The organism is Edaphobacter sp., assembly GCF_035763405.1.
Classification (GTDB): Bacteria; Acidobacteriota; Terriglobia; order Terriglobales; family Acidobacteriaceae; genus Edaphobacter.
The window spans coordinates 1-25,932 of sequence record NZ_DASUBE010000001.1 but is presented as its reverse complement, the minus strand read 5'-3'; the positions used below and the strand labels follow the sequence as shown (position 1 = coordinate 25,932).

Here is a 25,932-nt window from a genome sequence, read left to right as displayed (position 1 = left end):
ATATTGCAGAGCACTCGCTCCCGGGAGAGCCGTTGAACGCACAGGCCGCCACCATGCACGCATTCGCAGGCTTCGTTCTGCCTGCACAGACGACCATCAACACGCTGCTGTGGACGCTCAGCATTGCCTTGCAACTGGCGCTGATCGCTGCGCTGTTCAGCAGGGGACTCGTCCGCCGCGCACCGGTCTTTACCGTGCTGATCGCGTTCTACCTTGTGCGCTCGGTGCTGCTGTACGCGATCTTCCACCACATGAACGTGGTGTCGTACCACGCGCTCTACGACAGCCTCCAGCTCACAGGGCTCGTCGTGGAAGCCGCCGTGGCGATCGAGATCGCCGTTCATCTCGCGCGCAGCCGCGCGGAGCAGACGCTGCTCAACGGCCTTGCGCCCGTGGCCCTGCTGGCGCTCGCGGTGCTGTGTACGGCGCTCGCAACGATGCTCTTGCCGGAGCACGCGCCCATCCCCATCGACCGTGCGCAGCTCTTCTTCTCGTTCCTGATGGTGCTGCTCTTCGCCTGGTCGCTGACAACCGCAGCCACGCTCACGCGGAACATCGCCGCCGGCTTCGCCCTCTACAGCATCGCCGACCTCTCCGCCAGCTTCGGCCGCACCTACGCCGCGCTCCACCAGAACGCCGCCGCCTACGAGCTGTGGTCCTACGCGGTAGCAGTCATCTATATCTTCGTGGTGATTTACTGGCTGGTCACGCTCAGACGCCAGTTCGGACAAGTCGCTGCTTAGATTTAGTTACTTCCTGCCATGAGCGAAAATCACAGTGTCATTCTGACTGAGCGAAGTGAAGAATCCCTGTGTTCTTCTCATGGCTCACGATCTTTGCACCAGGAAATGCGCCACCCCATTGGATAACTGACTCGTGTGGCTTGTACTGCTCATGTAAACTCATCCGGCGTGCATCTGGAACCCCATCCCGCGCTCCACATACTGTTTGAAGCATTAGCCTATCTGACTGGCTATCTGTTCTATCGGCGTGCGCGTACTCGCAGTGGCGATCTTCTCGCAGAAGACGAGCGATGGGTCATCATCGCCACCGCAGCCATCGGAGCGCTCGTCGGTAGCCGCATCCTCGGAGTGCTCGAACAGGTGCCCCAGACCGGCCTCTACTGGCAACTATTTCTTCTGCCCGGTGGAAAGACCATCGTAGGCGGCTTGCTCGGAGGCTGGCTTGCCGTCGAACTGACCAAGCGGCTTCGCCACATCACGGTTCGCACCGGAGACCTCTTCGCTATTCCGCTCTGCATCGGCATCGCGGTAGGCCGCATCGGCTGCCTGCTCGCCGGCCTCGCTGACGACACCTATGGCACACCCACCGCGCTTCCGTGGGGCATCGACTTCGGCGACGGCATCCCGCGCCATCCCACCCAGCTCTACGAAATCCTCTTTCTCGTCATCCTCGCGGCAATCCTCCACCGCTACAACCAGCGCCCGCACCGCGAAGGCTCGACCTTCCGCATCTTCCTCGCTGCCTACCTCTCGTGGCGCTTCCTCATCGACTTCATCAAGCCTCAACCCTTGGTCCATGGCCTCAACCTCATCCAGTGGGCGTGCGCGGCAGGACTCGCAGCACTCGCAATCGGCCAAGTTCACCGTCTTGCCGAAAGAACTGAGGTGCCTTCTGTTAGAGCGTAAGAAAACCCTCATCAAACTCTGGAAGCTGATTGCCGCATCTGCGGGCGGCGTCCTTCTTGCTTTCGGTCTCTGTGGCTTCGACAAGAAGATGGAGCAGTCTGGTCACACCAGCAACGGCTTTCTCTCATTTCTTGGACTATGGCTCTTTATTCTTTCCGCACTCGCACTGATTGCCCTGTTAGCCATAGTTTTTGGCATAGAAATCTTCGGCGGCGATGATGATGTCGGAAGAGGACTCGGTTTATGAAGATGCCCAGGCAAAACAAGACAGGTCTCGCAAAGTTTGCAACCATCTTCGCCATTGCAAGTGTCTTAGTCTTCGGTCTATGCACTGGCAGCGTCATGCTATCGAGCGGCGGCGACAAAAGCTTCTTTGTTTATCTCGCATCTGCCTCAGCAGCAGTTGAGGCTGTCTGCATCGTCGGCCTGCTCGTCGTCGGAGTAATGGCCTTCATTCGATCCATTCGCAATTACTAAGGACACTCATGCCAGCCCGCATCCGCCCCTACCTCTTCTACGACACCGCCGTCTCGCTCTGCACCACCTGTTATCGACGCATCGACGCGAAGCTCGTCTTCGAAGACGCGAACGTCTTCATACTCAAACGCTGCCCACAGCATGGCTTCGAGCGCGTACTCATCTCCGACGACGTGGACTACTACCGCCGCTGCCGCGAGGTCTTCATCAAGCCGCCTGAAATGCCATGCCACTACAACACGCCCATCAAGTACGGCTGTCCCTACGACTGCGGCCTCTGCCCTGACCACGAGCAGCACTCCTGCCTCTCGCTACTCGAGATCAACGATGCCTGCAACCTCTCCTGCCCCATCTGCTATGCACAATCCGGCACGCACCGCACAGAGTTCAAACCGCTCGACCAGATTGAGCGCATGTTGGACTGCATCGTCACCAACGAAGCCGAGCCGGATGTCGTTCAGGTGTCAGGCGGCGAGCCGACCATCCACCCGCAGTTCTTCGATGTCCTCGACGCCGCAAAACGCCGCCCCATCCGCCACTTGATGGTGAACACCAACGGCATCCGCATCGCGCAGGACGAGGCCTTTGCCGAGCGACTCGCCACCTATATGCCTAACTTCGAGCTTTATCTCCAGTTCGATTCGCTGCGCCGCGACCCCCTCATGCAGCTTCGCGGAGCCGACCTGCGCAGCATCCGTGAAAAGGCGTTGGAGCGCCTCAACAAGTTCAACGTCTCCACTACTCTGGTAGTCACCGTCGAACGTGGAGTCAACGACGATGAGTTGGGCAGCATCGTCGAGTTTGCGCTCAAACAACCCTGCGTTCGCGGCATCACCTTCCAGCCCGTCCAGCAGGCAGGACGCCTTGGCAACTACAACTCCGCCGCTCATCGCCTCACGCTCTCCGAAGTCCGCCGCCGCATTCTTTCGCAGACCTCGGTCTTCAAGCCCGAAGACCTCATTCCCGTCCCATGCCATCCGGATTCGCTGGCCATGGCCTACGCGATGAAGCTGGGCGACAACATCGTCCCATTAACCGGTATGGTCTCGCCCGATGTGCTCATCAACGGCGGACGAAACACCATCATCTACGAGCAGGATCCAGCCGTCCGCGAGTCCATCGAGCAGAACCCCGCGCTCCGCCACCAGATATTCAAGCTCTTCTCCACCAACCACTCACCGCAGTCACAGGCCAGCACCCTGCGTGAACTGCTCTGCTGCCTGCCGCAGGTCCTCGCCCCCAAAAATCTCGGCTACGAAAATCTCTTCCGCATCCTTATCGTCCAGTTCATCGACGCCCAGACCTTCGACCTGCGGAGTATCAAGAAGACCTGCATCCACGTCGCCCACCCCGACGGCCAGCGGCTGATTCCCTTCGACACCTACAACATGTTCTACCGCGACACGCTCGAAGAGACCCGCTTGAAGCCACTACGCGATCTGGCGCTCCCCTACATGTGACCGGATTCCTCCGGCAGCCTTGCGCAATTCAACCTCAAGTCCACAGCCCATCTCTTGACACGCCCTGTAAACTTAAATCAGGAGAGAGTGAAGCCCGGCGACGCGCCGGGCTTTTCGACTTAAGAAGGGAATGGCATGAAACGTGCGCAGGTAGTCCAGACCTAAGTCCAATGTTTGAAGGACTTTGAGTACTTAAGTAGGGGAGGGGGCACCGATGGCCGCAACGGAGTCTAAGCGGCAAGCTCCGCGCGTACCCGCTCCATCGTGGCCAGATAAAAGTGCAGATTGTGGATGGAGTTCAGCGTCAGGGCCAGCGGCTCGCCGGCGACGAAGAGGTGGCGGAGGTAGGCGCGGGAGTAGCGGGCGCAGGTCATGCAGCCGCATGCGGCGTCGATTGGTCCGGAGTCTTCGGCGTACTCCTTGCGCTTGATGTTCATGCGCACGATGCTTCCATCTTCGGCGCGCGCGAACACCAGTCCATGCCGACCGGCGCGCGTGGGCAGCACGCAGTCCATCATGTCCACGCCCAACTTTGCGTATTCTTCAATCTCGTCCGGGTAGCCGACGCCCATCACGTAGCGCGGCTTGTCCTTCGGCAGCCATTCGAGCGTCCGCGCAATCATCTCGCGGGTGACTTCGCGCGGCTCGCCTACAGCGAGGCCGCCGATGGCGTAGCCGGGCAGGTCCAGCTCCACCAGCCGCTCGGCCGACTCTTTGCGAAGGTCCGCATACATGCCGCCCTGCACGATGCCGAAGAGGCTCTGCGCGTGGCCGTCGCGCTCGGCGAACCACGGCACGCGGTGCTTGTTGGCCTCGAAGTGATCGCGTGAGCGCCGCGCCCAGGCGTGGGTCAGGGCCATCGAGTCGCGTGTGCGCTCGTAGGTCGCCGGATGCTCGACGCACTCGTCGAAGACCATCATCACGTCAGCGCCGAGGGCAATCTGCACGTCCATTGAGTGCTCGGGCGAGAAGAAGTGCTTCGAGCCGTCGAGATGCGAGCGAAACTCGACGCCATCCGGTGTGACTTTGCGCAGACTACTGAGGCTGAAGACCTGGAAGCCGCCCGAGTCGGTGAGCATAGGCCGCTGCCAGCCCATGAAGCGATGGACGCCGCCCAGGCGCGCGATCAGTTCGTGACCCGGCCGCAGGTAGAGGTGGTACGTGTTCGCGAGGATAATCTCCGCGCCCGCGCCGTCTGTGCCCATTCGCTCCAGCACGCTTTGCTCGACGGCCTTGACGCTGGCCGCCGTGCCCACAGGCATGAACACCGGCGTCTGGACTGTGCCGTGAGGCAGTTTGAGCATACCGCGCCGCCCGCCGCCCGCCGCCTTGCACCGCAACTCGAAAATCATGCATCCATTCTAAAGAGCGGGGCCTTCAAAGCGCCGCGGGCAATTTCCGCTACTATCATCACTGCCGTCCAAGGAGATTTCCATGCCGCCCATCAACTATAAGATCGACCCGGTCCACAGCTCAGTCCACTTCAGCGTCCGCCACATGATGGTGTCAAATGTGCGCGGCGAGTTTACCAGCGTCTCCGGCAACCTCGTCTTCGACTCTGAGAATCCGACGAGTTCCTCCGTCGAAGCAACGATCGAGGTCGCCTCCATCAATACGCGCGATGCGCAGCGCGACACGCACCTGAAGAGCGCCGACTTTCTGGACGTCGACAAGTGCCCCACCATCACCTTCCGCAGCACAAAGGTTGCCGCACACAAGGGCGGCGGCGAGGTGACGGGCGAGCTGACCATTCACGGTGTTACGCGACCGATCACGCTTGAAGTGGAAGGCCCGACGGCGGAGATCAAAGATCCCTGGGGGAACCAGCGTATCGGCGCTTCAGCCAAGACCAGTCTTAGCCGCAAGGACTTCGGCCTGACCTGGAATACGGCGCTCGAGACAGGCGGCGTACTGGTTGGCGATGAGGTAAAGATCACCATCGATGTGGAAGCGGTGCGCGCCTGACGCACGGCTTGCACCGATAAGACCGCGACCGTGGAACGTGTTCCTTCCCATCCATGCGCATGAGGCCGCTCATGGATGCGCATCCGAGCGTGTGGTGGCGGCTTGAAGAGAAGACACGAGCGGATTCCTCCGCTGCGCTACGGAATGGAATTACAAAAACATGCGAAATGGAAATGGCGGGGTGAATTTTGCGCGGCGGGGCGGGGTAAACTAACGTTCAATCCTCTGCTGTTCCGGGCCTGGTTTGTTGCGATGCTCTGTCGTCCGTTTGTATGTCCGATCTGTCCCACAACCCACCGGACCAGGTGCCTAATCCGCTCCTGACTGAGCCGGAGTTCGTTGCGCCTTCGGAGATGTCCGCGGCTTCGCTCGATGATGAGACTGCGCTGCCTGTAGCTCCGCGCCACCGGCGTCGCGCGGCGGCGGCGTTTATCTTCCTGACGGTCACGCTCGACATGCTTGCGCTCGGCATGATTGCGCCTGTGCTGCCGCGCCTGATTGAGAGCTTTCTCGGCGGCAACGCCTCGACTGCTGCCGAGATGCTCGGCTGGTTCGGCACGGTCTTCGCGGCGATGCAGTTCTTCTTCTCGCCCGTGCTCGGCTCGCTCTCGGACCGCTACGGGCGACGGCCTATCGTGCTGCTCTCGAACTTCGGTCTCGGCTTCGACTATCTGCTGATGGCCTGGGCCCCGGCGCTGAACTGGCTCTTTCTGGGCCGCGTCATCTCCGGGCTCACTTCGTCGAGCATTCCTACCGCGATGGCGTACATGGCGGACGTAACACCACGCGAACGCCGCGCCGCCGCATTCGGCATGTTGAGCGCGGCGTTCGGCCTCGGCTTCGTGCTGGGCCCGGCGGTGGGCGGCATCCTCGGTAACGTCAATCCGCGCCTACCGTTCTGGGTTGCCGGATGCCTGAGTCTTGTGAACGGACTATACGGCATCTTCGTGCTGCCTGAGTCGCTGGCGCGAGAAAATCGCATGACATTTTCGTGGGGCCGAGCAAACCCTGTAGGCTCGCTCAGCCTGTTGCGCCGCCACTCCATGCTGATGCTTTCGAGTGTGCTGCTGCTGGGCTATGTGGCGCAACAGTCGCTGATGAACGTCTATGTCATCTACGCGGACTATCGCTACGGATGGACCAACCGCACCGTCGGGCTCTCGCTTGCGGTCATCGGGATATGCAGCGCGCTTTATGGCGGGCTGCTGGTGAAGCCGACGATTGCGCGGGTCGGCGAGCTACGCACGGTAACGATTGGGCTGATCGGCGGAGCTATCGGCTACGCGATGTTCGGGCTCTCGAAGACCGGCCTCATCTTCTGGTGCGGCATTCCGCTGCTCAATCTCATGTCGCTGACGTGGCCTTCGATTCAGGGCATCCTTTCGCGCAAGACCGGGCCCGCCGAGCAGGGTCAGTTACAGGGAGCGATCAACAGCCTGCGCGGCATTGCCGGTCTCGCCGGACCTGGATTGTTTACCTATATCTTCAGCAGGTCGATCGGAGTCAGGGCCATCGTCCATTCGCCCGGAATGCCGTTTTACACAGCAGCAGCGATGTTGCTGTCGGCTCTGGTGCTCGCCCAGGTCTCGATCTCCCGGAAGCGTGAAGCTGTAGCCAGCGTTCCGGCTTCTGAGTAACAGCGTGTCTCAAGAGGGGGGTCTTGCGGAGCGCAGCATGTTGCCGAGCGTCAGAGTGATCTCAGATAAAAAAGAAGGGCGCCAGCAGGCGCCCCTTGGAAGCAACGTACTTGAACTTGAGAACCAGCATATGTGGCTGACGATTCTCTGTCATGGCCACAAAGTCTGATGATTTTCTCCACCTTTATGTGGAGGCATCTTCTCGCTTTGCGGACCATGTAAGGGAGCGGTTTTCCGCCTCTGTGCCGCCCAGCGCGATGGCCAGCGAACCAATGACCGTGTGGTCGTTGGCGTGTTCGCCGGCAATGGAGCATAGAGCGAAGAACACTACGCCGAACGCGAAACCGTCAACAACAGTGAACACCCTGTGTCTGTTTGCTGGAATTTTATGCACACATCACAAAATTTATCTTCCGTCATGCAAAGAATTGCGCTCTGTATGCTGTTTCGCGTCCTAACTCTCGATCCATGTGCACTCGTCATGGCAATCAACATGCTTTAGCACTGACGAAGAAATGCTTTGGGTTCACCTCCCGTAAGGCGCAGAGTTTTTCCGGGTCAGCAAACAGGCCGTGTAGTTCAAAATCGCCAAAAGGTGTTCTTTATGAAAATTCAACTACTTAAGTCCGCAGCGGCTTCGGCAGCGCTTTTGGGCATGATCGCTTTTGGTATGACGTCCACTACCTTAGCCGATCCCATCCCCTCGGGATGGACCTGCAACGGTACCTGCGGCTCTCTGGGGGCCAACGGCGTCGTTACGCTCTCGCCCACCGGCAACAGCTCTTACCAGTATGTCTCCACCAACGGCTCATCCAGCACGGCTGTGCTGCCCAGCGGCCCTGTTGGCGGCGGCACCGAGACCAACGGCTCCACGCTGGCCACCAGTGTCTTTTCGGCAACCGCCGGAACTAATCTCAACTTTTACTTCAACTACGTCACCTCGGACGGCCAAGGTTTCGCCGACTACGCCTGGGCTGAGCTCTTCAACGCCGACAACACTCCGGCTGCGCTGCTGTTCACGGCGCGCACCAAAGTGACCGGCACCATCGTTCCCGGAAGCGGAATGCCGGCACCGAATGCGACCCTCACTCCGCCTTCCGTTCCAATCATTCAGGGCATGAGCACGTGGTCTCCGCTTGGCGGCTCATCGGGAACATGCTTTATCGCTCCCGACCAAGGCTGCGGCTACACCGGCTGGGTTGGCTCCAGCTACACCATTGGCACGACCGGCAACTATTATCTGGAAGTCGGCGTCACCAACTGGAACGATACAGAATTCGACTCCGGTCTCGCGCTCGATGGCGTCACCGTGGGCGGCGTTCCGATTACTCCGCCGTCGTCCGTGCCTGAACCTTCCACGCTGGTGCTCTTCGGCTCGGGCCTGATTGGTCTGGCGGGCGCGGCCAAGCGGAAGTTCAGCCTCTGATCGAAGCCACTTGCAGCGTTCGGCATACGGGGAAGCAGATACCCTGCTTCCTCTTTTTGCCGCGTAGATTGCACGGTTATTTTCTGTCTGGAAGAACATCCCAGACGGCGGGGTCCTCCTGCCCGAGCACCCACGAACTGAAGCCCTGCAAGCCGCGCTCCTGCGTCAACTTGTAACGGTCGCGGAAGCTGCGCGCGTCCGGGTAGTACACCCACTCGCGGTCGGAGTCGCGGTAAAAGTAAAACCATGCGGTATGGTCCTCCGCGTCCCATTGCGGAGTTGCTCCATACTCCTGGGCCAGCAGCAGAGCGTCGGGAACGCTGATGGATGCTGCGGTGCTGTTGGGCCTCGCCACCTTGTCCACCATGATGGGAGGCCCGGCGAACCAGTGGTATCCATACAAGGGAATGCCAAGCGAGAGCTTCTCCTTCGGCACGTACCGGAGCGCATCGCCGAGGTTGTGTATCGTCCAGTCCCAGCCCGCGACAGGGCCGGGAGGCGTCCAGCGGCTGTGCTGGTCATAGGTCATCAGCGAGATGAAATCGACGGACTCGCCAAGCGCCTTCAGGTCATAGGCGCCGCGCCAGTCGGTGTACATCCATTTCGCCTCGCTACCTTTACCCATTGGCGCGGGAGCGTTCGGCACGGTGGCAATGGTCAGCTTGAGTCCTGCGGCATGCATGGCAGCGGCGACCGTCTTCACCATTGCAGAGAGTGCGTCACGGTCGGTCCAGGCGATGTCTTCAAAGTCGAGCTGAATGCCAACGTAGCCATGCTCTTTCGACTCGCGGACGAGCGAGGCGGCCATCGTCCGTACAGCAGGATCGTTGTTCATCAGTTGATGCAGCGAGTCCTTGCCCTCGTTAGCGATGATCGGCATCACAGGCAGGTGCTCCTTCGCTGCTGTCTTGAGCACCAGCGGGTTCGGTTCGCCGGAGACGAGGCCGTTTGCATCGACCGAATACCACGTCGGCACCAGCAGGCCGATCTTTTTCGAGTGTGCGAGAAACGACCGCACCGAACCGGGCGACTCCGTCATGTAGAAAAGCGCAACCGGCTGGGTCTGCGCGGAGGCAAAAACTCCGGTAATAACAAGAACGGCAAAACACACGATCCGTTTCATCGCAACGCTTCTCCTTGTAGAGCAAACGCCTTGACGATACTACGTCGCGATGCGCGGTGCCGAGATTGGAGATGCTTCCGCTCTTTAGGTCTGGCGTTATGAAGCACGTTCGTTCGTCGAACTCCGGAGCGGCATCTGCTGGCCCTGAATCTCGATGTAGACGTGTATCAAGCTGATGGCCGCAGGCGTGACTCCGGCGATGCGGCTGGCCTGCCCGAGCGTCTGCGGACGCACGCGAGAGAGCACCTGCTTCATCTCGGTGGAAAGCCCGCTGACCGCTGCATAGTTGAACCACGCGGGAATCGCCTTCTCTTCGGCGCGGCGCATCTTCTCGATGGAGCGGCGCTGCTGATCGAGGTATCCGGCGTACTTGATCTCCGTCTCGACGGTCTTCATTTCGTTGCGCACCCAGGCGGGCAGGCGCGCGCTGCCGGCGCCGTGCATGGCGGACACCCACGGGGCAAGCGTGGGTTCACTTGTGAGTCGTTGATGCAATACCGGGGCCAGTTCTTCGACGGTCAGTTCAGGACGCTTCAGGAACTGCGCGAAGCTTTGGCCGTTCGCTCCGGCGATGTCACCCCGCAGTTTTTCTATCAGTGCGACAGGAAGCTCTTCTATGCGCACGCGCGCAGTGCCAAGCAGTTTCTCGAACGCGATGGCGCGGGTCTGCTTGGCCTCGTAGTCGGCCCACGCGGCATCGTCGATGAGCCCGAGCCTGCGGCCGTGCGGCGTCAGCCTTCGGTCGGCGTTGTCAATGCGCAGATGCAGACGAAACTCCGCGCGCGAGGTGAACATGCGGTACGGCTCGTTGGTGCCCTTGCTGATGAGGTCGTCGATCAGGATGCCGGTATAGCCTTCGGTGCGGTCGAGCGTGAACGGCGGTTCACCCTTCACCGCGAGTGCCGCGTTGATGCCCGCCATCAGGCCCTGACAGGCGGCCTCTTCGTAGCCGCTGGTGCCGTTGATCTGGCCGGCGAGAAAGAGTCCTTCGATCGACTTCACGCCGAGCGTGCGGTCAAGCTCGGTCGGGTCGATGGCGTCGTACTCAATCGCATAGCCGGGACGCAGCATCTCTGCATTTTCGAGGCCGGGGATGGAGTGGACCATCGCCGCCTGCACCTCCATGGGCAGGCTGGTGCTCATACCGTTGATGTAGACCTCGTGCGTGTTCAGGCCCTCGGGCTCGAGGAAAAATTGGTGGCGTGTCTTCTCGGGAAAGCGCACGATCTTGTCTTCGATGGACGGGCAGTAGCGCGGGCCGATAGCCGCAATCTGGCCGGTATACATGGGCGAACGATGTACGTTCTCTCGGATGAGCCGCAGCGTCTCGTCGGTGGTGTGGGCGATGTGGCAGACGATCTGGCGCAGCGGAATCTGTTTGGTGCGGAAGCTGAACGGCGTTGGATCGGCATCGCCGGGCTGCTCCTCGAACTTGCTCCAATCTATGGTGCGTCCGTCGAGACGCGGCGGCGTGCCGGTCTTCAGGCGGCACTCGCGCAGGCCCAGCTTCTTCAGACTCTCGCCCAACAGAACGCTGGCGGGCTCGCCGCTACGCCCAGCCGTGTACTGCTGCTCGCCGCAATGAATCAGGCCGTTCAGAAACGTACCTGTCGTCACGACAGTGGCCGCTGCATGAACCACGCGCCCGTCGCGCAGCTTCAACCCGCGCACAACTCGTAGGGAAACGTCATCTCGACCGGAGCGACGGACATCTTCACCGTCCGTCGAGGAGTGGAGAGACCCCTGTAGTTCTTCTACGATTAGATCGATGACTTCGGCTTGCTTGATGAAGAGGTTTCGCTGTCCTTCGAGCACCTCGCGCATCTTCACGCGATAGAGTGCCTTGTCGCACTGCGCGCGCGGCGACCACACCGCAGGTCCGCGCGACGTGTTGAGCAGCCGGAACTGAATACCGCAGGCGTCGGCGACCTCGCCCATCACGCCACCCAGCGCATCGACCTCGCGCACCAGGTGTCCTTTGGCAATGCCGCCGATCGCGGGATTGCAGCTCATCTGGGCGATCAGATCGAGGTTCAGGGTAAACAGCGCCGTGCGCAGACCCATACGCGCCGCGGCCATCGCTGCCTCGCACCCGGCATGGCCCGCGCCCACGACCGCCACATCGTACTGTTCGGTAAAGCTCACATGGCTATTTTAAGCTCTCGGCGGCGATTGCGGGGTTGTCTCAGAACTCCATCCGCAAACCAAGCTGCAGGCGACGCTCCCGGGCTCCGGTTGCGTCGGCGCTCGTCACTGTGCCGAACGGGTAGACGTTCAGTCCCTCGGCGGCAACTGTCGCCGCGTTTTGAAACAACAGCGGAGTTACGCCGTTTGCAGATTTGCCGACCAGAAATGCGCGCTGCATGACTGACGACGGATTCACATGGTTGGTCAGATTGAATGCCTCGGCGATTGCCTGCACGCGCACCCGTTCCGAAATGCGCACCGCGCGGCTGACCCGCAAATCGAGCACGTAGGCGAAGGGTAGCCGCAGCGTGTCGCGGCCCACCGTGGGCAGATACACTGCGCCGCCTGCGCCGTTGATGCTCTCGTGCCCACCCGTGAGTCGCGTGCCGCCGAGGATGTTGTAGCTGTAGGGCCGTCCGCTCGCTGCGCTGAAGAGCGGCGCAATGAGCCAGCCGCTCGCGGCTCGCCGCAACCAGGCGCTTTCGGTCGAGAGCCTTGGCTGCCACACTGCGCTCGCCACGATCTTCTGCGGATGGTTCAGCGCCGATAATCCTTTATCGTAGCGCACGTCAAACGGGTCGAACTGCGCGTTTTGTCGAGGAATCGCACCACTCTGACCGAAGTCGATGGCCTTCGACCAGGTCCAGCTCGCACGAAACTCCAGGCCGCTGCGACTGCGCCGCCGCACCGCGACCACCAGCGCGTTGTAGCTCGCGTTGGTGTTCGAGACGATGTCGGTGACTGGCCCGAAGTTGGCGTCTACGCGCTGCGTATATGCGGGCACAACAAATTTCTCTTCATCATGCACGCCTGCGATGCCTGTGCCGCCCTCGATTTGAAATGTCTTCAGATCAGTCGAAGGCGCGATGTTGATGTCGGTCGAGTTGAGCAGTTGGCGGTCAAGGTTCACGAGATACGTCGCACTCGCGACCATGCCCGCACCAACCGCGCGCTCCACCGCAACGCTACCTTGCTGGACTGCGGGCAGGCGGAAGCGGCGATCAAACACCATCGCCGAGGTCGTCGCCGCAACAGCCGCTGGCGGCGCAGTCACAAACGAACACGCATAGCCGAATCCTTGATTCGCCATCTGCGGGCAGTTGGTTACGGTAGCAGGCGTGATGCGCACGTGCGTTGCTGAAGATGGCAACGCCGTATCGATGAGCGCTTTTCTCACCGTGGCTCCAGGCAAACGCCCATAGAAAAGTCCGTATCCTATGTGCACCACGCCGCGTCCTTCGCCAAACGGTTCCCACGCCACGCCTACGCGCGGGCCGAAGTTGTTGCGGTCTTCGGGAAAGATGCTCGTCGCGCCTGCGCTCCCGAAGACTGCGTCGAGCGCCAGGTTCGGCTGCTGGGGCAGCGGCAGCAGTTCGTACTCGTAGCGCACTCCAGCGTGGACTGTCAGCCCAAGCCGCAGACTCCACATGTCTTCGATGTACCCCGCCCACTCCTGTGTGTCGAACGCGACCGCCCGCCCGCCGAAGCTCTGTGAGAACGAACGAAAGCAGAACAGATGCACCGGCGACGTGATCGACGGGCAGCCGCCGTTCGGATACGCATTCACATTGAAGGCATAGTCGGTAATCCAGTCCACCAGCCCGCCCGCATGGCCGCCGGTCGTGCCGCTGTCGTAGCGAAACGTGCCTTCAGCGTTCGTCAGCGCGTCGATGCGGTCGTGTACCAAACTCACATCCGCACCGGCCTGGAGCTGGTGGCGTCCGCGCACCCATGTCACGAGATCGGCCAACTGCACCTTGCGCTCGTCAGGGTAAGCCTTGCGCCCAAGCGATGATGGAGTGCCGAATGTCAGCCCTTCAGGACCGATCGCCACTTCGGGCGCATAACCACCCGGCCCGACGGCGGGCTCCTGCGCGAGCGGCTTCTGCGCAGTCTCGAACTGGAAGTCGCGCGCGAATTGCGCACGCACCTCATTGCTCATCATGGAGGAGGGCGTCCACAGCCATCGCCCCGCGAGCGCGTCCACATGCGCGTAGCTACTGCCCAGGCTGCCGACACCATAGCCGACTACCGGTGCGGACCGCGCTCCACCCGGCGCGCTCGACCGCGCATGGTTGTACTGCACGCTTATGCGCTGATTCTCCGTGACCTTCCAGTCGAGCTTGCCGAAGTGGATGGTCTGGTCCCAGCGCCGCGCTGTCGTGCCGGTCAGGCTGTCCAGATAGCTGAGCGCCGCGTTCACCTTGACCGTACTCACACCGCGCGTGGCCAGCAGCGCCGTCTGCGTCTCGGTCAGTGAATAAAAGTTCGGATCGAGCGGAGACGACACCACCGGAAACCCGCGCCGCTGCTGGTCAAACGCATAGAAGTAGAAGAGTCTGTCTCGTACCGCCGGGCCGCCGATGCTGCCGCCATACTGCTGCCTGATATCGTGCGGCTTGACTACGCTGCTTGTCACCGCGCCGTTCGTGTAGCGCGTAGCCACCGAATACGGATTTGCTGCGTTGAGCGCACTATCACGCAACAGATAGAACGCCGATCCGTGCAGCGCGTTCGTGCCGCTCTTCGAGATCGTCGTCACAACACCGCCCGCAGCGTGTCCATAGAGCGCGGAGTAGTTCTGCCCGCTCACACGGAACTCGCGCACCGCCTCCATGGAAAACGTATAGGCTGCACCGGAATGACGTCCGTAGCCTGACGCAAAGCCTGCACGATTGGAGTCGCGTTCGTCCTCCGGGTCACTCTCGCTTCCCGCACCCAGCGGAACGCTGCCAAAGCCCTGGTCGGCATCCGCGCCGTCGATACGCACGCTGTTCTGCGTCACAGGCAGCCCGCGAAAGCTCAGCAGGCCGTCTGCGTCTGGATCGGCGTTCGCCGTCGGGGTCAGCAGAGCGAAGGTTTGCCAGCGTCGTCCATCGATGGGTAATCGGTCGATCTCGTCCGCCGTCATGGTACTGGCGACGCCCGTGGCCGAAACCTCTGGCGTGGCCGTCACCGTAACCGAAGTTGACACGTTGCCCAGCTTCATGCGCGCGCTAAGCGGAGTCACACCGCCCACTTCGACCGTAACGCCGCTCATCACCAGACGCTCGAAGCGCGGACACACGACCGTTACCTTGTAGACTCCGGCAGGAAGGCGCGCCAGGAGAAATCCTCCGTTCGCGCCGGTCGTCGTATTGATCTTGAAGCCGGTTGCAGCATTGCTTGCCTGAACGGTTGCACTCTTCAGAGCGGCGCCGCCCGGATCGACGACAAAACCGCCGATGGCCCCGTCGGTTGAAGTCTGTCCCCACGCGCCCACCACAGCGAAACAACCCAGCGCCAAAAAACACACAACCTTCAACACAGCGGTGCGAATTCTCGCGCGTCTCAGCCAAGCAACCATGCACACTCCCCGCAACGCTCCACACCCTTGCGGCGGCTACGGGAAGTGATGCAGCCAATGCCCGTCGACAACGGCGAGACATCGCGGCTACGGATACCCCGGCCCAGCGCCAGAACAAGAAAGGGATCAGCCCGAGAGTATCGGACTTCATCAAATTATGAAAGCCAGAAAAAGGCGGCAGCCGAAGCCGCCGCCCCAAAGCACATCAGCTCTGGTTAACCTAAAACTGCAACCGCAGCGCCAACTGCACCTGGCGCGGGCTGAAGGCATAGTTCGAATTTGCATTGGTGAGCGACCTGAACGCCGTCTGGTAGGTCAGCTTTCCCGTCGGGGCCTGTGTGGGCGAGCCCTGCGAGATCGAGCTCGAGTAACCCTGCGTGGTCACGCCGGTTACGTTCAGGTGATTCGGCAAGTTGAATGACTCTCCGATCAGTTGCAGGTGATAGCGCTCGGCAAAAGTGAAGTCTTTTTCCGCGCGCAGGTCAGCCTGCACCGGAACCGGGTAAGTGTAGGTATCGCGTCCGATCTGCGGAATGTAGGTAACACCGGTTCCGCTCAGGCCAGATCCGGCTGCTTCCAGGCACCCGATCGCGTAGTAGCACTGGTTGGCTATCGAGCCGCCAACCGTAAGGCTGTACGTACGCCCGCTCTGCGTTTGCAGCAGCGGCTTCAGCGACCAGCCATTCGTTAGCCACTTCATAGCACCATCTCCATGCGTACCTGGGATGTTGAAGATGGCCCACGCAACCAGCTTTTGCGGAACATTGAAGTCGGAGTTGCCGTAGTTGGCGCGCGCGTTGCCGTAGGGATCGTACCAGTTGTTGGTGCTGGCCTGGGTCACTGCGCTCTGGTTGAAGTCGAGCGCGTGCGACCAGGTGTAGTTCACATCGAAGGTGAAGAGCTTGTTGGCGCGCTTCTGGATCTCCGCCGTCAGGCCGTTGTAGCTGGAGTTGATGTTGCTAATCACGTCCGTGACTGCGTTGAACGAGGGATTGAGCGTGTTCGCCAGGTAAGTACCCGCGCAACCCGGTCCCGCTCCACAGTTGAGGTTCTGGGTGCGCGTGGAGTACACCTTGCTGGTCAACACCGTGCCACAGGCCAGAGGTCCGCAGTTGGTGGTATTGGCTACAGGCGTGATGACGTAGCTGTTGGTATAGGTCTTCGTCGGGTCAAGGTTCAGGTTCATGTAATTGGGCAGCTCGCGGCCAAGCGCGCCGATGTAGCTGACTGAAAGCACGAGTCCTGAGCCAAGGTCTTGCTGGACAACCATGTCGAACTGGTAGGTCATGGGGTTCTGTAGGTGCGGATCAAGATACTGCACGCTCAGGGCATTAGAGGCCGACGAGGGAACGACCGTGGCGATATTCGGGAAGGTCGGTGCGCCCACGGTGCTGTTGGTGAAGCTGGCGGCGAGTTGAGCCTTAGGTGAGCCGGTCAGTGCGCGAGCGTTCAGAATCATCGCGTTCCAGATGCGACCGTAATACATGCCGACGCCACCGCGCACGACCGTCTTGCCAAGACCAAACGGGTCCCACGCAAAGCCGACGCGCGGGCCGAAGTTGTTTTTATCGCTTGGCGTGAAGGCTGACTGCGGAAAGGCGGTTGCGTTAGCGAAGGCTGTGAACGGCCCTGGAATGCGCTCGTAGTCATAGCGGACGCCGAGGTTGACGGTGAGGCGCGGGAAGGGCTTCCAGTCGTCCTGCACGAAGAAGCCATAGTCCATCGTGCTGAGTTCGAGGGTGGTCGGTCCGAAGCCTTGGCTGTAACTGTTGTAGCAGGGATTCGTGCCTTTGCCGCTCAACGCGGTATTGCAGGTGCCGTGCCCGGCGATCAGGTCGCTGAAGTAATTCACGATGTTGCTGGTGTAACTGTAGGAGCCGTTGCTCTGGTACAGGTTGTTCTGTAGATCGTAGTTGTGGACGAGATCCACACCGAACTTGATGTTGTGCTGTCCGAAGATGGCCGCCGCGGTATCGCCGATCTGCCACTTGCGCTCGTCGGGATAGGCCATGCGGAAGCTGTAGTACGGTGTGCCCTCGGTAAGCCCCTGGGTTGTATAGAGCGAGACTGCTACGGGTACGCCGCCCGAGTTGTTCGGAGTTAGATACTGCTTTGTGTAGGCGCTCGGCGTCTGGCGGCCTTCGTCGTTCAACTCGCGGCCGTACTGATAGCGCAGCTCGTTGCTGTAGCGGCCAATCAGGCTCTCCAACTCGGTCAGGCCGTAGTCCAGCTTCACGAAGTCCGTGCCGAAGGAGTCGATAGCATAGGCAGCCGAGGAGCTTGTCTGCACACCGCCGGGCGAGTCCCACCGCAGTCTGTGAAAGAGAACGCTCAGGTGATTTTTGCCGTTGATCTGCCAGTCGAGCTTCGGCGTGTTGATCATCTGATTGCCGAAGCGCGGCACATTGCCGATGTTCGGAAGGATGTTCTGGAGTTGCTGGTTATAGTCCGCGGCACCCACGCTGTAGCTCACACCCAGTCGCGCAGCGAGCAGGCAAGCCTGCTGATCGATGCTGCTGGCGCCGCTTCCAGTAATCGCGCCCGTCGCGGAATTGCAGGTCTGGCCGCTGGGCAGACTCGCATCCGGAGCCGTAAAGAACGCGGAAGGATTGTTCACCCGCGAGACGGCGGGGAAGTTCTGGTGGAAGATGTCGAATGCGTAGAACCAGAAAAGCTTGTTCTGGATGAGCGGACCGCCAACGCCGAAGCCGTACTGATTGCGCTTGTTGGTCGGCTTGTACGGAACCTGCGAGTATTTTCCCGTGGTGGAGTCGTACCGGAGGATGGTCGACCCGTACTGATAGGCAGACCGCGAGCTGTCACGATTGTAGAAATAAAGGTCTCCGTGCAACTGGTTGCCGCCGCTCTTGGTCACGGAGTTGATCACGCCGCCAACGGCGCGCCCGAACTCAGCCGAGTACACGCCCGAGTTCACCGTGAACTCGCGGATCGCCGCCTGCGACGTCGAGTAGCCCTCGCGTGTGCGCCCGCGCTCCTCGGAGTAGAAGGCCTGATTATCGTCTGCGCCGTCGATCTCGACGTTGTTCAGCAGCGGGCTGATGGCGCGGAACTGAATCAGGCCGTAGCCGTTGTTGTCCACCGTCGCGCCCGGCGTCAGCAGGGCCAGCGTAGACCAGCGGCGATTGTTGATCGGAATGCTTTCAATCTCGACGTTGGAAAGATGGCCGCCAAGGGTGGCATCTTGAAAGTTCAGTACCGGCGCTGCGGCCGTTACCTCGACCGTTTGACTCGCCTCTCCGGTCTTCAGATGCACATCGAGCGTCGTCGCCAGGTTCACTTCGACAGTCACGTTGGCCGTGCGCTGAGCGGAAAACCCCGGGGCACTCACCATCACCGTGTATGACCCCGGCGGCACCTGTGGCGCGCGATATTGCCCCCCGGTGTCGCTCGTCACCTTGATGACTGCATTGGTGGCCGTGTTCTGAATGATCACTGTTGCTCCCGGCACCACCGCGTCCGTCATGTCGTACACCGTGCCGACAACCGCGCCCTGCGTCGTCGTCTGCGCAAGAGCAGGCACCACAGACAGAACCATCGCCGCAAGCAGCCACAGCGCCATTGCCATTGCTTTTCGCATCTCAGGTCTCCTTGAAAGCCACATCCGCAGGCGGATTCGCGTTTCGTCCGCGCCTGTCGGTCTTGCCATATTTTGTTTCTCAGGATGGTGTACCGCCATGAACGGGCGGTTACGCTTCCGTGAATCACGGCATTGCGCAGCTTCATCCCGCCGCATCGTCGCCGTTATCCGTACTCAACAAAAACGGTCTGCGCGCCGCGGGTAAATGACTGTGCCCAGGAGTGTACTCCGCATCCTAGTACACTGGAAAGTGGGTATCCATGTTTATTGACGAAGCACGAATCCGGGTGAAGGCCGGCGATGGCGGCAATGGTTGCATGGCCTTCCGCCGCGAAAAATTCGTTCCCAAGGGCGGCCCCTCGGGCGGCGATGGCGGACACGGCGGCGACATCCGCATGTCGTCGTCGCTCAGCCACAACACGCTAGTCCACTTCCGCTTCAACCCCGAGCACAAGGCCGAACGCGGCGGTCACGGCCTGGGCTCCAACTGCTCCGGGCAGGCGGGCGAGCACACCACGCTTGAAGTCCCCGTCGGCACGCTGCTTTACGACGACACCACAGGCGAGCTCGTCCACGACTTCGCCCACGCCGGCGAGACCATCGTCATCGCCAAAGGCGGACGCGGCGGCCGTGGCAATCAGCACTTCGCCACGCCCACCCACCAGGCCCCGCGCGAACACGAACTGGGCCGCCCCGGCGAAGAGCGCGCCTACAGGCTCGAACTGCGGCTGCTGGCTGACGCCGGACTCGTCGGTTATCCCAACGTCGGCAAATCGACGCTGATCTCGCGTCTCTCCGCCGCCCGCCCCAAGATCGCCAACTACGCCTTCACCACGCTTGCTCCCAACCTCGGTGTTGTACAGGTGGGCGAGTATCCCCACACCCAGTCGTTTACCATCGCAGACCTGCCTGGACTCATCGAAGGCGCGCACCTCGGCGCGGGCCTCGGCATCCAATTTCTCAAGCACATCGAGCGCACCAGCGTCATCGTCCACCTGGTCGATGTCTCCGATGCCACCGACCGGCCTGACCCGGTTGAGGACTTCAAGATCATTACCAATGAGTTGAAGAGCTTCGACCCGGCGCTTGCAAAGAAGCCGACCATCCTCGTCGCCGCCAAAATCGACGTTGCGAATCCAGAGAAGCTTAAGAAGCTGACCACGATGGCCAAGCGCCGCAAGCTGCCCTTCTACGCCATCTCCGCCGTCACCGGCGAAGGCATTGAGAAGCTAAAGTACGCGATTGCCGAGATGGTCGCCACGCACCGCCCCATCGACCTGAAGCATGCGCCCGCCGCTGCACCTGCGAAGATCAAACCGCACTACCCGCCACCCGCACCTTCGGCGCGCGGACGCGGCTGAGTATCACGCCGAAGCAACGAAAGCCGCGCTATTCATCCCGCCCTGGTCGCGACATCAAATCCCGGATCGCCTCTTTGGGGTTCTTATTATGGTGCAGGATCGCGTCCATCTGCTCGGTGATGGGCATCTCGACGCCATAGCGCGCGGCAAGTCCAAGCGCAGCGGTCGTGGTGCGAACGCCTTCGGCCACCTTGCCGTGCAGGCCGGCGAGAATCTCCGGAAGCTGCCGCCCACGTCCCAGTTCGATACCAACGGCGCGGTTGCGCGAGAGCGGCCCCGTGCAAGTGAGCACCAGGTCGCCGATGCCGGACAATCCTGCCAGCGTCTGTCGGCGCGCGCCGCAAGCAACCGCGAGGCGGGTCATCTCCGCGATGCCGCGCGTGATGAGCGCCGCTGCCGAGTTGTGCCCGAGATTCAGTCCATGCACGACGCCCGAGGCCAGCGCAATAACGTTCTTGAGCGCGCCGCCCAGCTCTACTCCGGCAACATCGTCGTTGGTGTAGACACGCAGCGTGGGTGAAGTGAACTCTCGCTGGATGCGCTGCGCCAGGTGCGCATCGTGCGCGGCGGCGACGATGGCGGTCGGGCTTCCCGCCGCGACTTCCTGCGCAAACGACGGCCCGCTCAGCACCGCGACCGGGTTCGACGCAACCGACGCGATAACCTGCGACATGCGCAGAAAACTATGCTCTTCAATGCCCTTGCTTGCGCTCAGAACAATCTGGTTGCGCGTCAGCAGCGGCGCGATGTGCGCCACTACGCCGCGCAGGTGCTGCGAGGGCGTCACACAGAGCAGGATGTCGGCCTCGAAGATGGCGCGCGGCAAGTCGCAGGTGACGAGGATATCGGCAGGCAGCGTGAAACCGGGCAGGTAGGGCAGGTTTTCGCCCGTGTCGTTAAGCTGCTCGGACAGCGGCGCCGAGTGCGACCAGAGCACAAGTTCGTGTCCGCCGCGTCGCGCCAGCGAGAGTGCCAGCGCCGTACCCCAGGCGCCCGCGCCGAGAATCGCAATGCGGCTCATGCAGCCGCCTTCTTCGTGCCGAAGCGGTTCTCCGTGCCCGCAAGTAAGCGGCGGATGTTCGCATAGTGCTTCACGATAATGAGCAGCGGAATGAAGATGAGGCCCGCAATCAGGCCGGGCGTTCGCTGATGAATAAAGTAAAGTGCCACCGGAGGCAGCAGCGCCGAAGCGATGATCGACGCCAGCGACACATAGCGCGAGATGGCAAAGATCACGATGAAGACGCCGAAGACAATCAACCCCGCAGGCCACGAGAGCGCCAGAAAGACCCCCAGTGCGCTGGCCACCCCCTTGCCGCCGCGAAAGCCCAGCCAGACCGGGAAAACATGCCCGAGGATGGCCGCGACCGCCGCGGCCACGGCGAGGTCATAGTTGCCCGGAGCAAGGTGCTGCGCAATCTTCACCGCGGCAAATGCCTTGCCGCAATCCAGCAGGAGCGTGGCAATACCCAGCCCCTTAGCCCCGGAACGGACAACGTTGGTCGCGCCGATGTTGCCGCTGCCGGTGGCGCGGATGTCCTGCTTGCGGAAGATCCTGACCAGCAGATAGCCGAAGGGAATGGAGCCAAGCAGATAGGCGAGCGGAATGGAGATGAGCCAGGCGTTCATGGGCGTCTCGATGAGTGTAGCAAGCGCATGTCAGTCGATGAGCGACTCGACAAACGCCGCACTGTCGAAGGGGATAATATCGTCGATCTTTTCGCCGACTCCGGCGTAGACCACCGGCAGCTTCAGCTCGGTGGCAATGGCCAGCACGATGCCGCCCTTAGCTGTGCCGTCGAGCTTGGTCAACACAATGCCGGTGACGCGGGCGGCCTCGGTAAAGAGCCGCGCCTGTTCCAGTCCGTTCTGTCCCGTCGTCGCGTCCATCACCAGCAGCGTCTGGTGCGGCGCGCCGGGCACCAGCTTTTCGGCCGTGCGGCGCATCTTGTCCAGCTCCTTCATCAGGTCGCTCTTGGTGTGCAGACGGCCTGCCGTATCCGCAATGAGGACCTGCGTGCCTCGTGCCTTTGCGGCAACCAGCGCGTCGTAGAGCGCGGCTGAAGGATCGCCGCCCTGCTTTGTTTTGATAAGAGGAACCTCGGACCTCTGCGCCCAGACTTCGAGCTGCTCAATCGCCGCCGCGCGAAACGTGTCGGCGGCGCACAGCAGCACGCTCTTGCCTTCGGCGGAAAACATCGCGGCCAGTTTGCCGGTCGTGGTCGTCTTGCCGGTGCCATTGACCCCGACCATCATGATGACCTCGGGCGGAGCCTGGGGATGCTGGATGGGCCGCTGCACGCCGTCGAGGATCTGCCTCAGCTCAGCCTTGAGAAGATGCTTCAGCTCATCGCCGCCTGCGATGCCGGTGCGCAGTGCGCGCTGTCTCAGGTTTTCGAGCACGATGGCCGTCGTAGGAGCGCCCAGGTCGGCGCGCAGCAGCACAGGCTCAAGCCCGGTAAAGGTGGACTCGTCCACCTCGCGCGTTAAAGCGATGACGGAGCTGATCGACTCGGTGAGCGACTCGCGCGTGCGCGTCACCGCCTGCTTCATCCGGTCGAAGAAGCCGCGCTTCTGCTCGGCTGGTTCGGTGGCTACAGGCTGGACGGAGGCTTCTGAGGTCTCGGTTTTGTCGCGCTTGCCGAAGAGGGAAAAGGCCATACTATTCCCAGTTTAGCGGATGCGCGGCTGGTCGAGGCTACGCAGCAACGCTCGTGGAGCAGGCGGCCCGCACGCCACGGTCTCCGTCACCGGATTAGCCTGCGTAAGCCGCAGCAACCGTCTCCCCTTGTCCGGCAGCAGAAGCACCGAGATAATGAAGACGAAGAGAAAGAAGACCGCGATGATGACGACAATCAGAAAAAACGATGGGCCGGAGTTGCGCGTCTCCGGCGGCGTGGGCGAATGCGGTTCCGTCATATCTTAAGTGTAGGACTTAACCAGAGGCCCCGACGTCGTGACGAGTTCATCCATCGCTGAAACTATTGAAAACGAAGACGAGCGGTTCATGCAGCGTGCGCTCGCACTGGCACAGGAGACAGCCGCCCTTGCCAGCCCGAACCCGCAGGTAGGCTGTGTCCTTGTCCGTAACGGCAGTATTATCGCCGAAGGTGCGCACCGCTACGCTGCCTGTGACCACGCCGAGATCGTCGCGCTCAAACAAGCTGGCGAAGCCGTGCGCGGTGCGACTGCCTACGTCACGCTCGAACCCTGCGCCCATCATGGACGCACCGGCCCCTGCGCCGACGCACTCATCGCCAGAGGCATCCGCCGCGTGGTCGTCGCCACGGAAGACCCCAACCCGCTCGTCAGCGGCCAAGGCCTCGCAAAGCTCCGCGCCGCAGGCATCGAAGTCGCCACCGGCATCCTCGCGCAGCCCGCCCGCGAACTCAACGACGCCTTCGCCCATTTCATTCAGCACCGCACACCCTTCGTCACGCTCAAGGCCGCGCTCTCCGCCGACGGCTACCTCGCGCCCCCGCCCGTCGCGCGCGCCGCCGCAGAGCCCCACTGGATCACCGGCCCCGAGTCCCGCGCCGAGGTCCAGCGCCTCCGCCACGCCTCCGACGCTATCCTTACCGGCATCGGCACCATCCTTGCCGACGACCCCGCGCTCACCGACCGCATCGGCCTCCCGCGCCGCCGCCCGCTTGTCCGCGTCGTGCTCGACACGCAGCTTCGCACTCCGCCCGGCTCGCAACTCATCGCCACAGCCATGCACGATGTCCTCATCCTTACCTCATCCGCCGCGCGTCCTGAAGAAATTCGCAAACTCCGCGAGGCCGGAGCCGAGGTCGCAGTCATCTCCGCAGACACAGGCCACCTCAACCTGCAAGAAATCCTCCGGACGCTCGCCGCGCGCGACATCCTCAGCATCCTGCTCGAAGCGGGCACGCACCTGAACGCGGCCTTCCTCCGCGAAGACCTCGTTGGGAAAGTCATCCTCTTTCGATCCACAACCGAACTAGGCCCTGGCTCCGTCCCTTTCGCCGAAGAGATCACTCCGCAAAGCATCGAGCAGCGCCTCACCCGCACTACCCGCACCCAGTATGGGCAGGACACCTGTACTACTGGCTACCTGCACAGCCCGTGGCCGTGAGCAGTCTCACAGCACCGGCGAATCATTGTGCAACATCGCCCTGCGGATGATCTTGATCGGCGCAAAGCCCTGCCGCATGAAGTCGTCGTGGAACTGTTCGAGATTAAAGGCAGGGCCTTCTTTCTTCTCGAGATCCGTGCGCAACTTCATAATCTCCAACTTGCCGAGCGTGTAGTAAAGATACGTCGGGTCCGACGTGCCGCGCTTCGTCTCGACCACCGCCGCCGCGCGCGACTGATAACCCTGCTGGACGAAGAAGTCCTCCGCCTGCTCCAGCGTCCACTTGCCGCCGGGTTCGCCCTCGCCTGTATGCAGCTTGATGGCGTTGACGAAGCGTGCGTCGCGCAGCAACGCATCCTGCAACTGGCCAAGCCGGATGAGGCGCGATTCGCGCACCTGTTCAGCCGTAGCGTTGGGCGGCGGCGCATCGTAGCCCTCGTCCAGCATCATCTGCTCGCAGTAGTGCGCCCAGCCTTCGATGTTCGTGTTTGCACCGAGCAGCTTGCGAATCTTCGAGGGAAACTCCGGCATCCAGAGGAACTGCACATAGTGACCCGGGTACGCCTCGTGCACGCTGGTCGAGATGACGGTGCCCACATTGAACTCCGCCATGTGCTCGGCAATGTGCTGCGCGGTCCAGCCCTTCTCCGGCAGCGTTACGTTGAAGTACGCCTTGTTCGAGCCGGTCTCGAACGGGCCCGGAGGGTCCATCGACGCGAACGTCGTCGCGCGCATGAAGGGCGGCGTCTCTTCCAGCGTCGGCTCGACCTTCGACGGGATCGTGATGATGTGATGTGTGTCGATAAAGCTGATGAGCGAGTTGAAGGTGTCCTGAAACGCGCCAAGCAGCTTGTCCGGCGCGGGATGAATCGCCGCCAGCTCCGCCAGCACCTGCTGCGGCGTCTTCGTGGGATCAACCTCTTTCGCCACCCGCGCAAACTCGGCCTGGTTCTTGTGCAGATCGTCGAAGGCAATCTGCAGCAGTCGGTCGAGCGGAAGATCGACCATCTCGTCGTAACTGAGCTTCTTGCGGAACGTGTCCGCGCCCAGGCGGAAGTCGCCGTTCGAGCGCGCGAGCAGGTCAGTCTTCATCCACGCCTCGTAGGATTGAAGCGCGGCAATCACAGCGGCGTTTGCGGTAGCGAAGGCAGCCTTGTCGCCCGGATCAGTCGCGTCGGCGAAGGCTTCGGGAACATCGTGCTGGAAGAAGCTGATGTCGTCGCCAACCTGTTCGAGCGCAATCTCGGTGAAGATGCGCGGCGGATTCTTCAGGTTCCTACGCGCCTCTTCGAGCGCCTGCGGAATCTTCTTCTCGCGCTCGATGGCGGCGCGGAAGCGAATGTTCACCGGCGCGTAGGGCCGCTCCATGATGGTGAAGATCGAGTTCGTCACGCCGGTGGAGTAGCTGTCCGGGTTCTTCTCCCACGGGCGGATGACCTCAAGCGTGAGCAACTGCGATTTGATGTTGTTGAGCAGGATGTCACGATCGGCCGCCACGGGCGCATCGAGCGCGGTCGGGTCGATGGCCTCGACCTTCTTCTCGAAGTCGTGCAGCGCAGCAATCTCGCGCTGAATGCCGGCAGCGGAGTAATCCTCAAGCTGCG

General features: G+C 61.6%; 21 protein-coding genes. 10 read left to right on the top strand and 11 right to left on the bottom strand.

The window, feature by feature from the left end; genetic code table 11:
• From VFU66_RS00105 to VFU66_RS00085, 5 genes are all read left to right on the top strand, one after another.
• The coding region (locus VFU66_RS00105) for a hypothetical protein (protein WP_326444187.1) at positions 1 to 743 on the top strand (743 nt) is incomplete at its 5' end.
• A gap of 168 nt (positions 744 to 911) precedes the next feature.
• Positions 912 to 1,649 carry a prolipoprotein diacylglyceryl transferase gene (locus VFU66_RS00100; protein ID WP_326444186.1) on the top strand — a complete coding sequence of 246 codons (738 nt, stop codon included), beginning with the start codon at positions 912 to 914 and terminating at the stop codon, positions 1,647 to 1,649.
• Positions 1,612 to 1,896, top strand: coding sequence for a hypothetical protein (locus VFU66_RS00095; protein ID WP_326444185.1), 285 nt, complete (start codon positions 1,612 to 1,614; stop codon positions 1,894 to 1,896). Before VFU66_RS00100 ends, VFU66_RS00095 begins: the two co-directional genes overlap by 38 nt.
• Positions 1,893 to 2,126: a hypothetical protein gene (locus tag VFU66_RS00090; protein ID WP_326444184.1), complete on the top strand. Its 234-nt coding sequence runs from the start codon at positions 1,893 to 1,895 to the stop codon at positions 2,124 to 2,126. Before VFU66_RS00095 ends, VFU66_RS00090 begins: the two co-directional genes overlap by 4 nt.
• An 8-nt stretch (positions 2,127 to 2,134) precedes the next feature.
• Positions 2,135 to 3,586: a radical SAM protein gene (locus tag VFU66_RS00085; protein ID WP_326444183.1), complete on the top strand. Its 1,452-nt coding sequence runs from the start codon at positions 2,135 to 2,137 to the stop codon at positions 3,584 to 3,586.
• A 230-nt stretch (positions 3,587 to 3,816) separates the two neighbouring features.
• Here VFU66_RS00085 and tgt read toward each other — a convergent pair whose 3' ends face one another.
• Positions 3,817 to 4,938 carry a tRNA guanosine(34) transglycosylase Tgt gene (tgt, locus tag VFU66_RS00080; RefSeq protein ID WP_326444182.1) on the bottom strand — a complete coding sequence of 374 codons (1,122 nt, stop codon included), beginning with the start codon at positions 4,936 to 4,938 and terminating at the stop codon, positions 3,817 to 3,819.
• 82 nt (positions 4,939 to 5,020) lie between these two features.
• Between tgt and VFU66_RS00075 the strand changes: the two genes are divergently transcribed.
• Together VFU66_RS00075 and VFU66_RS00070 are read left to right on the top strand one after the other, a co-directional pair.
• Complete coding sequence (locus VFU66_RS00075; RefSeq protein WP_326444181.1) at positions 5,021 to 5,551, top strand: YceI family protein; 531 nt, start codon at positions 5,021 to 5,023, stop codon at positions 5,549 to 5,551.
• A 272-nt stretch (positions 5,552 to 5,823) separates the two neighbouring features.
• Positions 5,824 to 7,188 (top strand): TCR/Tet family MFS transporter, encoded by a 1,365-nt coding sequence (locus VFU66_RS00070; RefSeq protein ID WP_326444180.1) that lies wholly within the window; start codon positions 5,824 to 5,826, stop codon positions 7,186 to 7,188.
• Between the two features lie 184 nt (positions 7,189 to 7,372).
• Here the strand turns inward: VFU66_RS00070 and VFU66_RS00065 are convergent, their stop codons facing one another.
• Positions 7,373 to 7,552, bottom strand: coding sequence for a hypothetical protein (locus VFU66_RS00065; protein WP_326444179.1), 180 nt, complete (start codon positions 7,550 to 7,552; stop codon positions 7,373 to 7,375).
• Positions 7,553 to 7,858: 306 nt separating this feature from the next.
• Between VFU66_RS00065 and VFU66_RS00060 the strand changes: the two genes are divergently transcribed.
• Positions 7,859 to 8,614, top strand: coding sequence for an NF038132 family protein (locus VFU66_RS00060; RefSeq protein ID WP_326444178.1), 756 nt, complete (start codon positions 7,859 to 7,861; stop codon positions 8,612 to 8,614).
• A 76-nt stretch (positions 8,615 to 8,690) separates the two neighbouring features.
• Here the strand turns inward: VFU66_RS00060 and VFU66_RS00055 are convergent, their stop codons facing one another.
• The 4 genes from VFU66_RS00055 to VFU66_RS00040 all read right to left on the bottom strand — a co-directional run bounded on the left by VFU66_RS00055 (position 8,691) and on the right by VFU66_RS00040 (position 18,868).
• Positions 8,691 to 9,737: a glycosyl hydrolase family 18 protein gene (locus VFU66_RS00055; protein WP_326444177.1), complete on the bottom strand. Its 1,047-nt coding sequence runs from the start codon at positions 9,735 to 9,737 to the stop codon at positions 8,691 to 8,693.
• A gap of 96 nt (positions 9,738 to 9,833) precedes the next feature.
• The gene (gene mnmG, locus VFU66_RS00050) at positions 9,834 to 11,882 is read right to left on the bottom strand and encodes a tRNA uridine-5-carboxymethylaminomethyl(34) synthesis enzyme MnmG (protein WP_326444176.1); all 2,049 of its coding nucleotides are present in this window, start codon (positions 11,880 to 11,882) and stop codon (positions 9,834 to 9,836) included.
• Between the two features lie 40 nt (positions 11,883 to 11,922).
• The gene (locus VFU66_RS00045; protein WP_414649351.1) at positions 11,923 to 15,219 is read right to left on the bottom strand and encodes a TonB-dependent receptor; all 3,297 of its coding nucleotides are present in this window, start codon (positions 15,217 to 15,219) and stop codon (positions 11,923 to 11,925) included.
• Between the two features lie 271 nt (positions 15,220 to 15,490).
• Positions 15,491 to 18,868: a TonB-dependent receptor gene (locus tag VFU66_RS00040; RefSeq protein ID WP_326444174.1), complete on the bottom strand. Its 3,378-nt coding sequence runs from the start codon at positions 18,866 to 18,868 to the stop codon at positions 15,491 to 15,493.
• Between the two features lie 260 nt (positions 18,869 to 19,128).
• Between VFU66_RS00040 and obgE the strand changes: the two genes are divergently transcribed.
• Entirely contained in the window at positions 19,129 to 20,229 is a 1,101-nt protein-coding gene (obgE, locus tag VFU66_RS00035; protein ID WP_326444173.1) for a GTPase ObgE, read from the top strand.
• A gap of 28 nt (positions 20,230 to 20,257) precedes the next feature.
• Here the strand turns inward: obgE and VFU66_RS00030 are convergent, their stop codons facing one another.
• From VFU66_RS00030 to VFU66_RS00015, 4 genes are read right to left on the bottom strand one after another with little or no spacing between them, the layout of a single operon-like run.
• A complete protein-coding gene (locus VFU66_RS00030; RefSeq protein ID WP_326444172.1) occupies positions 20,258 to 21,250 on the bottom strand; it encodes an NAD(P)H-dependent glycerol-3-phosphate dehydrogenase in 993 nt (330 codons plus the stop codon).
• Entirely contained in the window at positions 21,247 to 21,858 is a 612-nt protein-coding gene (gene plsY / locus VFU66_RS00025) for a glycerol-3-phosphate 1-O-acyltransferase PlsY (RefSeq protein ID WP_326444171.1), read from the bottom strand. The genes VFU66_RS00030 and plsY overlap by 4 nt, the downstream gene beginning before the upstream one ends.
• Positions 21,859 to 21,888: 30 nt before the next feature.
• On the bottom strand, positions 21,889 to 22,890 hold the full coding sequence (ftsY, locus tag VFU66_RS00020) for a signal recognition particle-docking protein FtsY (RefSeq protein ID WP_326444170.1): 1,002 nt from the start codon (positions 22,888 to 22,890) through the stop codon (positions 21,889 to 21,891).
• A 12-nt stretch (positions 22,891 to 22,902) separates the two neighbouring features.
• The gene (locus VFU66_RS00015) at positions 22,903 to 23,148 is read right to left on the bottom strand and encodes a hypothetical protein (protein WP_326444169.1); all 246 of its coding nucleotides are present in this window, start codon (positions 23,146 to 23,148) and stop codon (positions 22,903 to 22,905) included.
• A gap of 37 nt (positions 23,149 to 23,185) precedes the next feature.
• Here VFU66_RS00015 and ribD point away from each other — a divergent pair, with 37 nt between their 5' ends.
• On the top strand, positions 23,186 to 24,328 hold the full coding sequence (gene ribD / locus VFU66_RS00010; RefSeq protein ID WP_326444168.1) for a bifunctional diaminohydroxyphosphoribosylaminopyrimidine deaminase/5-amino-6-(5-phosphoribosylamino)uracil reductase RibD: 1,143 nt from the start codon (positions 23,186 to 23,188) through the stop codon (positions 24,326 to 24,328).
• A gap of 6 nt (positions 24,329 to 24,334) precedes the next feature.
• On the opposite strand, the gene VFU66_RS00005 is transcribed toward ribD, so the two are convergent.
• The coding region (locus VFU66_RS00005) for a DUF885 domain-containing protein (RefSeq protein WP_326444167.1) at positions 24,335 to 25,932 on the bottom strand (1,598 nt) is incomplete at its 5' end.